Origin of the sequence: Nonomuraea purpurea (assembly GCF_042650645.1) — a bacterium.
GTDB classification, from domain to species: domain Bacteria; phylum Actinomycetota; class Actinomycetes; order Streptosporangiales; family Streptosporangiaceae; genus Nonomuraea; species Nonomuraea purpurea.
Window position 1 is genome coordinate 333,397 of record NZ_JBHSBI010000002.1, and the last position, 14,387, is coordinate 347,783.

The 14,387-nt window shown below is 66.5% G+C and carries 16 protein-coding genes; 15 read left to right on the plus strand and 1 reads right to left on the minus strand.

Translation table 11 applies throughout. The features are described 5' to 3' along the window. Positions 1-2: 2 nt before the first annotated feature. Together ACFOY2_RS05390 and ACFOY2_RS05395 are read left to right on the plus strand one after the other, a co-directional pair. Positions 3-548, plus strand: a complete 546-nt coding sequence (locus tag ACFOY2_RS05390) for a hypothetical protein (protein WP_379526783.1) — start codon at positions 3-5, stop codon at positions 546-548. Positions 549-652: 104 nt separating this feature from the next. Beyond that, the gene (locus ACFOY2_RS05395; RefSeq protein WP_379526784.1) at positions 653-922 is read left to right on the plus strand and encodes a hypothetical protein; all 270 of its coding nucleotides are present in this window, start codon (positions 653-655) and stop codon (positions 920-922) included. Here ACFOY2_RS05395 and ACFOY2_RS05400 read toward each other — a convergent pair whose 3' ends face one another. Then, positions 923-1,372, minus strand: coding sequence for a hypothetical protein (locus ACFOY2_RS05400; RefSeq protein WP_379526785.1), 450 nt, complete (start codon positions 1,370-1,372; stop codon positions 923-925). Positions 1,373-1,501: 129 nt separating this feature from the next. On the opposite strand from ACFOY2_RS05400, the gene ACFOY2_RS05405 reads away from it, so the two are divergent. The 13 genes from ACFOY2_RS05405 to ACFOY2_RS05465 all read left to right on the plus strand — a co-directional run bounded on the left by ACFOY2_RS05405 (position 1,502) and on the right by ACFOY2_RS05465 (position 14,362). Next, positions 1,502-6,001 (plus strand): hypothetical protein, encoded by a 4,500-nt coding sequence (locus ACFOY2_RS05405; RefSeq protein WP_379526786.1) that lies wholly within the window; start codon positions 1,502-1,504, stop codon positions 5,999-6,001. Positions 6,002-6,043: 42 nt separating this feature from the next. Further along, positions 6,044-6,274, plus strand: a complete 231-nt coding sequence (locus ACFOY2_RS05410; protein WP_379526787.1) for a hypothetical protein — start codon at positions 6,044-6,046, stop codon at positions 6,272-6,274. Positions 6,275-6,282: 8 nt separating this feature from the next. Then, complete coding sequence (locus ACFOY2_RS05415; RefSeq protein ID WP_379526788.1) at positions 6,283-6,747, plus strand: hypothetical protein; 465 nt, start codon at positions 6,283-6,285, stop codon at positions 6,745-6,747. Between the two features lie 93 nt (positions 6,748-6,840). Next, positions 6,841-7,305 carry a hypothetical protein gene (locus ACFOY2_RS05420; RefSeq protein ID WP_379526789.1) on the plus strand — a complete coding sequence of 155 codons (465 nt, stop codon included), beginning with the start codon at positions 6,841-6,843 and terminating at the stop codon, positions 7,303-7,305. A 325-nt stretch (positions 7,306-7,630) separates the two neighbouring features. Further along, positions 7,631-8,209 (plus strand): hypothetical protein, encoded by a 579-nt coding sequence (locus tag ACFOY2_RS05425; RefSeq protein ID WP_379526790.1) that lies wholly within the window; start codon positions 7,631-7,633, stop codon positions 8,207-8,209. A 108-nt stretch (positions 8,210-8,317) separates the two neighbouring features. Beyond that, on the plus strand, positions 8,318-9,004 hold the full coding sequence (locus ACFOY2_RS05430; RefSeq protein WP_379526791.1) for a hypothetical protein: 687 nt from the start codon (positions 8,318-8,320) through the stop codon (positions 9,002-9,004). A gap of 9 nt (positions 9,005-9,013) precedes the next feature. Further along, positions 9,014-10,093: a phage distal tail protein gene (locus ACFOY2_RS05435; protein ID WP_379526792.1), complete on the plus strand. Its 1,080-nt coding sequence runs from the start codon at positions 9,014-9,016 to the stop codon at positions 10,091-10,093. A gap of 117 nt (positions 10,094-10,210) precedes the next feature. Then, positions 10,211-11,947 (plus strand): hypothetical protein, encoded by a 1,737-nt coding sequence (locus ACFOY2_RS05440; protein WP_379526793.1) that lies wholly within the window; start codon positions 10,211-10,213, stop codon positions 11,945-11,947. Beyond that, positions 11,940-12,338 (plus strand): hypothetical protein, encoded by a 399-nt coding sequence (locus tag ACFOY2_RS05445; protein WP_379526794.1) that lies wholly within the window; start codon positions 11,940-11,942, stop codon positions 12,336-12,338. The genes ACFOY2_RS05440 and ACFOY2_RS05445 overlap by 8 nt, the downstream gene beginning before the upstream one ends. A gap of 96 nt (positions 12,339-12,434) precedes the next feature. Beyond that, complete coding sequence (locus ACFOY2_RS05450) at positions 12,435-12,845, plus strand: hypothetical protein (RefSeq protein ID WP_379526795.1); 411 nt, start codon at positions 12,435-12,437, stop codon at positions 12,843-12,845. After that, a complete protein-coding gene (locus ACFOY2_RS05455; protein WP_379526796.1) occupies positions 12,835-13,194 on the plus strand; it encodes a hypothetical protein in 360 nt (119 codons plus the stop codon). Before ACFOY2_RS05450 ends, ACFOY2_RS05455 begins: the two co-directional genes overlap by 11 nt. After that, a complete protein-coding gene (locus tag ACFOY2_RS05460; RefSeq protein ID WP_379526797.1) occupies positions 13,194-14,006 on the plus strand; it encodes a peptidoglycan recognition protein family protein in 813 nt (270 codons plus the stop codon). The genes ACFOY2_RS05455 and ACFOY2_RS05460 overlap by 1 nt, the downstream gene beginning before the upstream one ends. Further along, positions 14,003-14,362: a hypothetical protein gene (locus ACFOY2_RS05465; protein WP_379526798.1), complete on the plus strand. Its 360-nt coding sequence runs from the start codon at positions 14,003-14,005 to the stop codon at positions 14,360-14,362. Before ACFOY2_RS05460 ends, ACFOY2_RS05465 begins: the two co-directional genes overlap by 4 nt. The last annotated feature ends 25 nt before the right edge of the window (positions 14,363-14,387 follow it).

The following is a 14,387-nucleotide window of genomic DNA, read 5'->3' on the forward strand; positions in this document are numbered from 1 at the left end:
CCATGGCCACATTCGCGGACGTCAAGAAGAAGGCGAAGCTGCCCGAGAAGTCGGTTCCGCTGTGCCTCGCAGGCGACCTGCAGGCGGAGTTCGAGGAACTCGAAAGGCAGTTGCAGATCGAGCGGACCAGGCCGGACAAGCCTGGCGCGACGATGGCGGCGAGCGGGCGCAGCCCGGCCGAAACGGAGCTCGCCCAGCGGATCGAGGCGCTGCGGGAGCGGATGCAAGCGGACACCACCGTGTTCCGCCTGCGTGCGCTGCCGAAGAAGAAGTGGTCAGATCTGGTGGCGGCGCACAAGCCGCGGCCGGAGGACAAGGAGAACGGCCTCGACTACAACGGGGACACGCTGCCCGTCGCTTTGGTGGCTGCCTGCTGTGTCGATCCGCAAATGTCGGTCCCGGAGGTGGAGGAACTCGTCGACGAGGTTCTGTCTCAGGGACAGTGGGACGAGCTGTACTCCGGCGCGTTCTTCCTGAACCGTCGCAAGGTGGATATCCCTTTCTCCGCGAGCGCCTCCGCGATTCTGTCGAGCACTGGCGCGAACTAGAGATCGCCGCGGCCTACCGGATACCGAGGTCGCGGTTGTTGGGGCGGGAACCGGAGACGGTTACCCGCCATCACTACAACAAGCAGGGGCGCCTGGTCCGATCGGTGACTACGAGGGAATCGGAGTGGACGGAAGAGGACCTGGCGTGGGCTATCGCCTACCAGGACGAACTCGCCGAACGGTGTCCGGCCTGCAGGCTGCCGCTGTCGGAGACGACCGCGATGGCCGGCGGGCGGCCGGTCCACACCTACCGGGCTGATGAGCCTGCACGGTGTTACGCCTGCGACGCGATCGCGAAAGCGATCGAGAAGGCAGGCGACACGCAGCGACCGCAGGCATTGCTGTACCAGGCGCGTCGCACCTGCTCCTGCTGACTAGCAGCCGTTGGTGATGATGCAGTTCACGACCTGGCGTTGATAGTCGTGGCGGGCCTGCATCTCTTTGCTGGCTTGGACGCCGACGATGAACGCGGCGATGCTGGCGATCAGCGCGAACGCCGCCACACCGCCCTGGGACGGGCGTCGCCTGGCCTTGGCGAGGGCGACGATCGACAGGATGAACGTGGCGATGCTCACCACTGGCGCGGGACTTGCTCCGTTGGGTAACGGGAGCGCCTGATAGATCGCCACCACGAGGGCGGCAAGGGCGCTGAGGAGTGCCGTTACGCCGATCCATGCCTGGGTGTTCGGCGCCGCGGGCGGTGGCGTGTGGTTGGGCGGTCCGTACTGCGGCTGGCCGTGCGTGGGCATCGGTTGGGCCCACTGTGCGGGCTGAGGGTAGGGCTGGCCGGGTTGGTGCTGCGGTGGTGGCCCGTACGAGTTCATCGGTTTCGTCTCCTTTGCTGGTGCTGGTGAGGTTCAGGACGTCTCGCGTGGACGTGTGGTTGGCAGCGTTGCACCACTCGTAATGATCATTCCCGTCTTTGGCCCCCTTTTGGGTCTCCGTGTCCGGAGGTGGTCAAGATCGCAGATCGTTCCGTCTCCGTCCGACTCCGCCTCAAGATCAAGGAATTTGAGGTTGGGGCGAACGGTGTCAAGAAGAACCTGACCGGCCTGAACAAGAAGTTCGCGGAGACGGCAGGGTTCGCCCAGGGTTTCCGCCGCAAGCTTGAGGACGCCACCAAGAAACTCCCCAAGATCGAGATTGACGCGAACTCCAAGCCCGCAGACATCAAGCTCGCAGAGCTGCGGTCGAAGCTTGAAGCGCTGTCGAAGAAGGAGATCGGCGTCGACATCGACGCCTCCCAGGCGCTCGTCGAGATGGCCGCACTCCAACGCGAGTTGGAAGCCGTTGAGCACGGGGCGTCGTTCGACGTCAAGGCCGACGTCGGCAACGCGCTCGCCGACCTCAACGCGATCAACCGCGAGGTGCAGCGGCTCGACGGCCAGAAGGTCGAGATCGACATCGAAGCGGACCGCACGTTCGCTGACCGGCTGCGGGCCCAGGTCGAGATGGCGGCGCGGTCCCTGCCGAAGATCGAACTGGACGCCAATTCGACGTCTGCGCAGGCGAAGATCACCGAACTGCGTGCGGCGCTGGTCGGACTCGCCGACAAGCGCATCGGGGTCGACCTCGACTCGGCAGCCGCGATGGCGCAGATCGCCGCCCTCGAACGCGAACTGGCCGCCCTCACCAAGTCGAACGACATCGACGTCCGAGTCAACGCCGGCAGCGCACTGGCGGAACTGCGGGCAATCTCTGCCGAAGTGAACCGGGTCGACGGCAAGACCGCCCGCGTCAACGTCAACGCCGACGTCGGCGGCGCTCTCATGGCGATCTCACTGGTGGGCGCGGCCCTGGCGTCGCTCCCCGCGGTGACGACGATCGCGGTCGGCGTGGGCGCGCTCGCCGGGGCTTTCACCGCCGCCGGCGCGGGCGCGGCCGGGTTCGCCGCGGTGGCTGTGCCGAGCTTGGGCCGGATCAACGAAGCGCTCAAGCAACAGGAGTCCGCCGCGGGTGGTGCTGGTGGGGCAACCAAGTCGGCCGCCCAGTCCGCGGCGGAGGCGGCTTCGCGCGCCCTGCAACTGGAGCAGGCGGAGCGGCGTGTCACCGATGCCCAGAAGGGCGTCAAGGCGGCCCAGGAGGACCTGACCAGGGCGAGGCAGGACGCCAAGCGGGCGATCGAGGACTACGCCCTCAGCGTCAAGGACGCGGCGTTGGCCGAGGAAGACGCCGCCCTGTCGGTCGAGGAGGCTCGCGTCAGGCTCGCGGAGGTGCAGGCCGACCCCAAGGCCACCGACTTGGAGAGGCAGCGGGCGGAGCTCAACTATCGGCAGGCTGTGCAGCGCCTGGAAGACCAGCGGGTCCGCACCAAGCGCCTCCAGGAGGACAAGGCCGCGGCCGACAAGAAGGGCATCGAAGGGTCCGACCAGGTCCGCAGCGCTCAAGACAAGCTGATCAAGGCGCAGGCAGACCTGGCCGAGGCGCAGAAGCAGTTGACCGTGCTGCAACTCCAGCAGCGGGCTGCCATGCAGCAGGCGGGCGGCGCTGCTGGCGGCGCCGCTTCGAAATTCGCTGAGCTCAGCAAGGCCGAGCAGGCGCTCGCCAAGGACATCAAGAAGTTCCAGGACTCCTATGTCGCGTGGCAGAGGAGTCTCCAGCCGGACGTGTTCCCGGTGATCCGCAGTGGCCTGGACCTGCTCAACACGGGCATGAAAACCGGCACTCCGCTGATCAAGGCCAGCGCGGGCGCGTTCAAGCAGCTCATCGACCAGACGAACAAGGGACTCCAGTCCGAGCAGTGGACGTCGTTTTTCGACGACCTGACCGAGAAGGCGCCGCGGGCGATCGAAGGGCTCGGCGCGTCCGCCGGGAACGTCGCCGGTGGTCTTGCCGGGGTGATCCAGGCGTTCCTGCCCTACACGGACGACCTGATGACGTTCCTGGAGGACGCCACCCAGGGGTTCGAGAACTGGGGACAGTCACTCAAGGGGTCGCCCGAGTTTGAGGCGTTTGTTCGATACGTGCAGGAGCAGGGGCCGAAGGTCGGCGAAGTGCTCGGCAATATCGCGGAGTTCGTCGGCAAGATCTTGTCTGTGGGTGCCGGGGCGGCTCCCGGCGTCCTCGACTTCCTGGTGAACCTGTCGGAGAAGCTGGCCAGCATGGACCCCGGCCAGATCGAGGCGGTCGCCACCGGCGTGGGTCTGATCTTCGCCGCGGCGAAGCTCGGCGCCACCCTCAAGCTGGGTGCCTTCGTGCTGCTCGCTGACGTGCTGTCCAAGATGTCGCCGGGCCAGATCCAGGCTCTGGCGGTCGCTATCGCCGCCACGGTCGCCGCCGTAAAGGGCTACCAGGCCATCTCCGGTGCGGCCGAGTGGTGGCACAGCCTGTCCGGCAGCCTCGACAAGGCGGGCGCTTCGGCGGACACCGCGAAGGGCAAACTCGGCGGGCTGAAGGGTGTGATCACTTCAGGCGGCGGCATGGCCGCGATCGTGGCCGGCGCCGCCATCGCTGTCGACCAGCTCAGTGACAACCTGGGCGGGCTGAACCCCGACGTTGAGCTGCTGGCGCAGCGCATGACGGACCTGTCAGCGAAGGGGCAGCCCACGGCGCAGATGCTGAACACGTTCGGGTCGAACCTCGACACCCTCGCAGCCGACATGAGCCGAAGCACGACGTGGTTCGCACCCACGGTGGGCCAGTTCGAGTCTCTGGGCGACACCGTTAAGCGGCTCAACAGCGACAACCCGTTCATGGAGCTGGGCAACAACATCGCCGGGCTCACCGACAGCTTCTACACGATGGACACCGGACGGCAACGGCTGGAGAACTTCGACAAGACGCTCACGCAAATGGTGCAGTCAGGCAACAGCCAGGAGGCGGCGCGGCTGGTCGCCGAACTGGGCAAGCAGTCAGGCCTGACCGGTACCGACGTCGACAAGCTCCGCGCACTGCTGCCCGGCTACAGTCAGGCGGTCAAGGCTGCCGGTAGCGCGTCGACAGAGGCGGCGTCCGGGGTCGACCAAGCCAAGCAGCGGCTCGACGGGTTCAACCAGTCGCTCACCACCTTCAGCAGCCGGACGGACGCCCTACAGGCGCTGCAGAACATGAAGACGGCCTACAACGAGGCTGAGAAGGCGATCGAGGCGGCCAGCGGGAAACTCCAGGTGAATACCCGGATGACCGACGAGCAGCGGAACGCCGTCGTGCTCGCCCGGGAGAAGTTCGCCGCGTACATCGAGTCCGTCCGGGTCGCCGCGGACGGTGCGCAGACGCTGTCTGGGCGGACGACGGACGGCACCCGCACCATCCTGGAGCAGCTTCCGCAACTGTCCGCTCTGGCGGGCAAGAACCAGGAGGCGCGCGAGCAGATCCTCAAGCTGGCGGAGGCGTACGGCATCAGCCGCGAAGACGCGAACAAGGCGATGACCAGCGCCAAGGGGCTGCGCGACATGCTGGCCCAGCTTAAAAGTAAAGAGATCGAGATCAATGCCAACACGGAGAAGGCGAAGCAGGCGCTGCGGGACCTGCTGAACATGTACATCAAGCCGTTGGAGATTCCGGTCAGCATCAGGAAGCCGCAGGCAGCGGGCGGGCTTTTCCCGTACGCGGCCGGCGGGTTCGTCGCGGCGGCGAGCGGGATGCAGGTCCGTCCTCAGCCGCCTCAGGTGGTCGGCAAGCCCACGGTCCTGTACGGCGAAGGAAGCTCCGGCCAGGGAGCGACAGAGGCGTTCATCCCGTACGAGGCCAAGTTCCGAGACAGAGCCGTCGCCCTGCTGGGCCAGGTCGCGAACGACTTCGGTCTCACCCTTAACAACCAGAGGGCGGCCGAGAACCTGTCGGCCCTGTCGGTGACGATCGACTCGTCCGGCCTGCAGATCGCGTCCGGCCTTGAGGCCACAATGGGCGCTCTGCAATCGACGATGGGTCAGGCCGGGTCTCTGACGTCCACGATCGGCAAGGTGGGGTCCAGCGCCGATCAGCTCAACGCGTCGTGGATCGCAGGCTCTCAGGTGGTCAATGGTGCGGTGTCGCTGGTGGGCCAGTCGGTGTCCGGCGCGGCAGACTCCATGTCGGCCTCGATCGGTGACCTGGCGTCCACTGTGGACGCCCTGAGCGTGGCGATCAGCCAGGCGGAGGCGGGTGCTTCTGGGTCCAAGCCGACCGCTAAGGGCAAGAGCGGCAAGGGCGGCAGCACGTCCAGTTCCAAGGGCGGCATGGTCGCCGGGTCAGGGCCCTCGCAAGGTGGGCTGATAGAGGGCCACACCTCCAGCGGCTACAGCACGGGCTCGTCCGGGTTGTCGAACTACAGCAGGATGAGCGCGCCTCAGCAGATGTCGCCGGGCCAGATCGCGGCGTTTTCGGGCTCCAGCGCAGGGGCCGGAGGTGCGCCCTCGGGCGGGACGACGGTCGTCAACAAGACGGTGACGCTCACCGGGACGACGATCCGGGAGACCGTGGACGCTGATGTCGTCACGGCCAAGATCGGCATGGTTCTCGACAGCCGCGGCTAAGCCCGCCTTTTCTTTCGATCAGACAGGAGGGCGGGCTGAGCCATGCCTGAAGACAGCGAAGACGGCCTCACCTACGGGGAGAGGCTCCGCCGCAAGGCCATCCAGGTGAGGGCAGGCGGCTGGTCCTGGAACACCCGCGACCAGGTCACCGAGTGGCGCACCGCCGACGGGGGCCACTTCAAGAAGGTCACCGATCAGGCAGGCCACGAGACCACGCAGGAGACCACGCCGGACGGCCGGGAACGGCAGCACGTCCGCATCAACCTCAGATAGGAGGCGGCGTGGCTATCACGCAGGATGCCTGGTTTGTCGACAGCTACGTGAAGCGGATGCGGAACCAGCTCAGCATCGACCTGGGCGACACCACACCGGGGCTCTTCAAAGGGGCCCTGTACACAGGCGCGGTGGTCCCGGCCTTCTCCCAGACGAACCCAGCGTGGAATGTAGCGCCCTGGAACGCCGGGGAGACCTCCGGGCCCGGATACACATCCGGCGGCCAAGACCTGACAGTGACTGGGTTCACGATGCTGGCGGCCACGAACAAGGTGGGCTGGCAGTTCGCCACCGTCACCTGGACGGCCACCACGATCAGCGCCGAAGGGCTGCTCATCTACTGTCCGAGCCTTACGGACCGGGCGTTCCTGTTCAGGTACTTCGAAGGGGCGAAGACCACCTCGGACGGCGACTTTGAGATTGCGTTCCATGCCGACGGCGCGTGGCGGACCGTGCTCCGCGATCCCGCCTGACCTGACCTCGTTCCCACCCTCAGCCCCGCCGGCGTGCGGGGCTTTCTGCTGAAAGGGGCCAGGATGCCTCTCTACTGGGCTGCCTCCGCTGCCATGGCCACGAGCGCCGCGATGGCGGACGTGAACACCGGCACGAGCATCAAGACGCTGCTGCAGGTGGCCACGCCGTCTACGCGCGGTATCAAGGTCGTCGAGTGGGGGATCTCGTTCGAGGGCTCCACCGCCGCGACCCCCGTGAACGTCGAACTGATCGACGCCAACGCGGCGGCGACTGTCACTGCTCACGTCTCGGCAGGGGTGCAACCGTACGACGATCCGAACGCGCCGGCCTCTCTGATGACGCTCGGAACGTCCGCGACGGGCTACAACGCCTCCTCGGAGGGGACGATCACAGCGACGCGGATGGGCGACGCTCAGAAGATCGCCCCGACGGCGCAGTACAAGTGGGCATGGCCCCTGGGTCGGGAGTTTCGCGTCGCCCCCTCCCGCTTTCTGCGGGCCCGCGTGCACGCGGGTACCGCTGTTGATGCGTGGACGTACATCGTGTGGGAAGAATAGGCGTTCGATATATGCTTATGAAATGACACCTCAATTAGGGGAGCGTTTCAACCGGTGGACTGTGGTTGGCGAGCGCATCCCCGGCACGCGTAACGTTCCTTGTCGGTGCGACTGCGGGACGGAACGCCCGGTCTTCATCGGCGGCCTGAAGTCGGGAGCGACCAAGTCCTGTGGCTGTCTCAGTCGAGAACTAGCGGCGGAGAGAGCGCGTGGGCGGGTGAAGCACCCCATCAAGGCGGGCGACCGCTACGGTCGATGGACGGTCATTGACCCGTCGGATCGGCTAGCGGTGAACTGCCGTTGCGACTGCGGAACAGTAAGGGCCGTGGTCGGCACGAATCTCGTCGCGGGGCTGAGCAAGTCGTGCGGTTGCCTGAAGAACGAGATCATTGCAGATAGAGGCCGCCGCAACCGTAAGCACGGACTCTCCCGAACGCGGATCTACGCGCTCTGGAAGCAGATGGTCCGGCGCTGTACGAATCCGCTCGCCTTCGACTTCCACTACTACGGTGGCCGTGGAATCAAGGTTCACACGCCATGGATGGATCCGGCGACCTTCGTACGCGACGTCGAAGCCGAGATCGGGCCATGCCCGTCAGGAATGACGCTAGATCGGATCGACAACGCTGGTGACTATGCCCCGGGAAACGTCCGCTGGGCATCGCGAGCTACGCAGTCCGCTAATCGTGGCGGCAAGCCCCAAGGTGGATCTGTTCAGAAGCGCATCCGGGTTCGGAAGAAGCTAACCGCCGAGCAGGTGCGGCAGCTAGTCGAGTTCGTGCAGTCGGGGCACTCGTATGCGGAAGCGGCGGAGATCTTCCCCGTAAGCGGTGGGCATGTGAGCCGTGTCTATCGCGAGACGGCTGGTTCCGCATTGCCCAAGCGACGCCGTCGCGTCTTCTAGTCCAACATTCTTTCTCGCCAAGGGTCGCTCTAGGGCGGCCCTTTCGCATGCCTGGAGGTGGTCATGTCCACGCTAAGAGAGCCACACCCTCGGGCAGGGGAGAGCTGAGTGGCGGCCTCGGTGCGCGCCGTTACCTCCGCCTCCTCCGCAACGCCCTCCTACACGTGTGACCGGCCGACCGTGGTGGCGTCGGACTTGATGCTGGCCTTCCAGGTCGCCGACCTGGGCACGCTTGCGGACATGTCAACTCCGACCGGTGGGACGACATGGCAACTGCTGGCTCAGCGATCGTGGAACGGCATTGCAGGCGGCAAGGTTTGGTGGAAAGTGGCGGGTGCGTCGGAGCCGAGCACATACGGGTTCGCGCAGGAAGGCACCGCCGACGGCGTGGTCATCGTCGCCTCCGTATCTGGTGCCAGGACCACGACTCCGGTAGTCGCCCAAACGGGCACAGACGGCAACTCCTTAACTGTTCCCACTCCTGGTATCACCCCGACAGGCGCTGATGACCTGGAGTTGCGGTGCGCGATCGGGCAGGGGCCAGAGGCTGCAGTCACATTCACCCAGCCTGCCGGGTACACGCTTCACACGCAGGTGCAGTCCGGCCTTTACCCTGCCGAGGCTCTGGCGTCGAAAGCATTGACAAGCGGAGCGCCCACGGGGGTGTTGAACTTCACCGTCGTCCCAGATGTCTGGGACCCCATCGGGTTCACTGTGGCTGTGGCGTCGGCCATCTATGTCGCCCCGCCGCCGCGGTTGTTTAGCCAGGCTGTTCAGCGCGCCGCCTACTACTAGGGAGGGCGTGTGGCTCGTCTCGGCAGGTCCCGCCCGATCCCGGTCCTGATCAACGGGCGTCTGCGCTACTCCCGCCAGACCGTGACGCTCGGGGCGTTCGAGTCGGCGTCGGAGTGGCCCGCGCTCGAGGTGCACACCCCGAACGTCAACCTGTTCCTGCCGCCGTTCGAGTCGGCCAGTGAATGGCCGGGGCTCGGCTTCCGGTACGAGGCGCGCTTCACGCTGCCCGCCTTCGAGTCGATCTCTGAGTGGCCTTCGCTCAGCGTCACGATCCCCGTCAAACCGGGTGACAGCCTCACCGGCGGGAATGGCGAGGTCGAATGGAACGGAACCCTCTGGGGTCCGGCAACGAACGTCAGGGTGCTGCTGCCGGTCAGCGGCTGGTACGACTCGCCCAGCATCGACAACCTCAACGTGGAACGGCCTGGAGCGCACGGGGCGTGGGATGCCCGGAAGGTGGCCCAGCAGCGGATCGTGTCGATCAAGTTGCAGCTCAACTCCGCCGACGACCCCACCCAAGTCCAGGCGCTCATCGACGACATCTGGGCCGCCACCGGCATCCCCGAAGACGAGGAACCGCTACCGCTGGTGATCAAAGCGTACGGTGCGCCGAAGCTCGCCTACGGGCAGGTGGTGGACCGGCCACTGGAGCTGGACGGCGACTACAACGCCGGGCTCCCATCGGTCGGCGTGATCATCGCGTGCGGTGACCCTCGCCTGTACAGCCTGGAACGCCAAGGCGTGACGGTACCGATAGGCACGCCGACCACGCTGGCGAACATCGGCAACGCGTCCACATACCCGCTCATCAGACTGGAAGGCCCGGTGACGAATCCGGTCCTCGTCAACCAGACACTCAACAGGACCATCCGGTTCAACATCTCGATCAATGACGGCGACCTGCTGGCGATCGACACGAAGAACGCCACCGTCACCGCTGCAGGCGAAAACCAGATGTCCACCCTGGCCGGGAACTCGGTGCCGGTGGGTGACTTCGTCCTCCAAGCCGGGCCGAACACGATTGCCTTCTCCGCCGGGTCAGGTGGTAGCGCCGGCGCGGACTTCCTTTGGCGGCACGCGGTGATCTGATCGGTGACAGGCGGGTGAGTCGTGACCGCCTTCGTCCGTTCTGTCTCGTCTGGGTCCGGCCCAAGCGGCAACTCGTTCACTGTCCCCCTCCCCGTCGGCGTGTCGGCGGGCATGACGATGCTCGCGTTTGTCTCCATCGACTCTGGCGGCACGGGCCCCATCAGCATCTCCGGCGGCTGGGAGTTGGTCGGGCGGGTCACCGGGCCGTCGACGCACCTGTCCGCGGTGGACGTGTACTGGAGGGTCGCCGCGGCGGTCGAGCCGAACACCTACCAGATCACGATGGCGTCCACATCGGACGGTATCGCGGCTATCGTCGCGATCTCTGGAGCGGTTCCGACCCGTCCGACGGTGGTCGCCAGCCCGCTCGAGGTGGCCACGTCTACGGTTTTCTCTCCGGCCGCGACCCCGTCGACGGCGTCCGGGGTGGAGTTGCGCTGGGTGGGCGCCATCCCACCTGCCGACGTGCACATCTCGTGGACACCGCCGTCCACGTACACGGAACTCGTGGATCTGCAGTCGGACGATTTCGTTACCGGCAGCCTGGTGTGGCGCGGCTACGCCAGCACGGCGTACATCAACACCCAGCCCCACATGGCGAGCTCCCGGATCGACTACGGCGCCGGGCTGACGGTGCTGGTGGCGAGCGCCGAGGTGGAGCCCCCCGAACCGCCAGTGGTGCAGCCGTACGCGCCCGGCAAGGGATCCAGCACCTACCGGTATGTGGTCACCAACCTTCTGACTCGGGAGTACCTGGGCGATCTCGATCTGGTCGGGGTGAGCTTCGACAAGCGCCTCCTGCAGCCGGGCGCTTTCAGCGCGACGCTCCCGATCCCGTCCCGCCGGATCGGAGACCAAATCGCCGAGATCATCCCGCGCGATGAAACTCAACTCGACCGCGGTCCTGGCGTCATCACCATCCAGGTGATCAGGGAGGGTGAGCCTTGGGGGGAGTACTGGATCACCTCCGCCACCCCCTCACGAAGCCGCCGCGGCACCCCCGCCATCGCGTTGAGGGGCAGCACACTGGACGCCTACTTGTCCAGGGTCGAACTCCAAGATGACCTGTTCTACGCAGGCCAAGACCAGGTGGACATCGCTCGCGGGCTGCTCAATCACCTGATGGCGCGGAATCACGCCAACATCAGCCTGGTCCTCCAGGACGGAACCAGCGGTGTTCCGAGAGACCGCACCTACCTGGAGTCGGAAGGCGGCACCTACGGGGCGCGACTCCTTGAGCTTGCCCAGGTCGACAACGGGTTCGAGTGGTCCATCAATCTCGAAGTGGTTGACGGGGCACTCGTCCGCCGCTGGGTGTGGGGCTACCCGACGCTCGGCACGTTGGACCCGCCGCCGCACCTCTTCGCTGATGGACGGTCCGGCGGTGACATCCTGGAATGGTCGGAGGAGATCGATGCGCTCCGTGGGGCCACGAGGTGGCGGGCGCGTGGTTCCAGCGCCTCCACGGACGCGTCCACGAGTGGCACGCCGCTCGTCTCTACCGTTCACGAGGCGACGGCACACCTGGCTGCCGGGTGGCCGCGCCTGGACAGGACGCTCTCCTACAGCACCGTCTCCGAGACCAGCACGCTCGAGGACTACGCCGCGTTCTGGGCGGCCCGCGCCGGCGGCGCGCTGCGCGTCGACCAGGTGACGGTGACGTTCGGGCGAGACCCGTCTCTCACCCCGAACCGCCTGGGGGACGCTGCCCGCCTGTACTTCGACAACGAATGGCACAGGAGCACGTGGCGCACGAGACGTGTCATCGGTATCGCCATCACTCCAACGTCCCGTTCAGACGGCAAAGAGCAGGCCAAACTCATCCTCGAGGGCCAGGAGGTGCCCGGTGCCTGACCTCTACCCCAACGATCTGACCGTCCGCATCCGCCAGTTGGAGCGCGACGTCGAGGAGCTCAAGGCCCTGCTGCGTGCACGTCAGCCGACGACGGCGGCCTCGCAGGGATGGCTGCTGAGCAACATGTCGATCCCCTCGGTGAGCGCGGGCACCTGCCACATCGGCTGCACCGGCGGCGACGTCTTCTCGGTCAACGCTGCAGGCAAGATCAAACGCATGTTCGAGCAAGCCCCGGCGATCGATAACCAGGCGAATTTCATCTCTGGGGACATCGGGGGCACGCCCAACGCAACGCAGTACAACAACCTGCGCGCGGACGCGGTCGCGACCCGGGCCTACGTGTTCAGCGTGGTGACGCTGCTCCGCGGTGCGGGCTTCATCAATACCTGACCGCCGCCCCTTGTCCGTGCCGCCCGTCTGTCGAGGGTGCGGGACGGGCGGCACACCCTCTTCTTCGCCGCGACGACCATGTACGGAGGTAGCCGCGTGCGAGCACGCCTGACAGCCCTGAAACGGCGTCTGAGCCAGCGGGGAGCGTTCCTGCTCCTGCTGGCCGCGTTCGACCTCACCTACGCTTCCGGGCTCGCGTGGGCGCCGGCGGAGACGCGAGCCACGCCGACGTACGCGTTTATTGCAGGCATGCTGCCGCTCTCGGTGTGGGCTGCCACCTGGGCTGCCGTAGGTGTGCTGTGCCTGGCGCAGGCGTGGACGACGCAGGACCGGGTCGCGTATACGGCTGCGACTGCTCTGAAGATCGCGTGGGCGTTGCTGCACTTGGGGGCATGGGCGTTCGACGTTCTACCGCGCGGTTACATCTCAGCGGCGATCTGGCTGCTGGCCGCTGGCGCGGTCATGATCATGGCTTCTGTTGCGAAGGGCGGTGTTCGTGACGCCTGAGATGTGGATAGCGCTCATCGCATTAGCCGGGACGGTGGCCGGAGGCGCTTTCACGTACCGGACGTCGAAGGCCACCACGACGATCGAGCAGTCCAAAGTAGACGCTGCCGCCTACGACAGGGCGAAACAGATCTACGAGAGCGCCCTCCAAACGCTGGAGGAGCAGCTAGAACGAGTCCGGACGCGCCTGGACACCGTCACCCACCAGCTCGCCCAAGAACAGGACTCAAGCGCAGGCATGCGAGCCCAGATCCAAGCCCTGCGCGGGCAGATCGCCGACCTGGAGCGCACCGTCGCCGACCTACGCCTGCAGCTCTCGCGCGCCGGCATACCTGTGGAGGAGACCTGATGCCGTACCTGACGCAACTCGCCAAGGTGGCCCGCCGTACCGGATATCCGGTGACGGAGGTGAGCGGGTGGAAGTCGAGGGGCCACGGGCCTCAGCCGGAGGTGCAAGGCGTCGTCTGCCACCACACGGCCGGACCGACGGGCGGTGGCGACTACCCGTCCCTGGGCGTGGTCAGGTCGGGCCGGCCAGGGCTGGACGGGCCGCTGTCCCAGTTCGGGCTCGGCAGGTCGGGCCGCATCTACGTCATCGCCGCTGGGCGGTGCTGGCACAACGCGCCCTCGACGAGTGCCTACCACGACAACTCCAGCTCGATCGGCATCGAGGCCGAGAACAACGGCAGCCAGCCGTGGCCGGACGACCAGTTGGACGCCTACAAGAAGCTGTGTGCGGAGCTGTGCCGCGAGTTCGGATTGAGCGCCTCGCGGGTGAAAGGCCATAAAGAGGTCAACCGGCAGAAGCCCGACCCGCACGGCATCAACATGAACGACTTCCGCGCCGACGTCGCCGCCCTGCTGCGTGGTGAGCCTGCGGCGCCTGCCCTGTCATGGACGGAGAAGCTCTTGACGGATCTACCCCTGCTGCGGCCCAAGGACGACAACTACGACGTCAAGACCGCGCGGGGGCTCCTGCTCCAGCGCGGCTATCTGCCCGAGGCGGTGTACGCCACGGGCGGGTTGAAGTCGTGGCTGGACCGGACGAAGTACGACGACGAGCTTGCGGGGCTGATCCGCGGCTATCAGCGCATCAAGAAGCTCGACGACGACGCGATCGTTGGGCCGCTCACTTGGCGAGCCCTGCTGCGGGTGTCGTGAGCGCGGGTGTGGGCATGCCCGCCCTCCTGCATCTGAACTCCTTCGGCAGAGAGATCGGCGAGGCGTTCGGCCATACGCCCTACCTGGTCGGCTCGGCCGCGCGAGGAAAGCAGTGGCGGGATGTGGATGTGCGGCTGATGCTGCCGGACGACGAGTTCGACGCGCTGTTCCCCGGCCATGCCAAGCCTGACGAGACGGACGGCCGGTGGGCGCTCGTGTGCGCCGCCATCTCCGAACTGGGCCGTGTCCGCACAGGGCTGCCCATCGACTTCCAGATCCAGCGCGTCACGCAGGCCAACGAGCGGTACGACGGCGTCCGGCACGCGCTCGGCCTGTCTCTGCAGTGGGAAGCCTGAACCGTGAGCGACGGCCTGGTCGCCC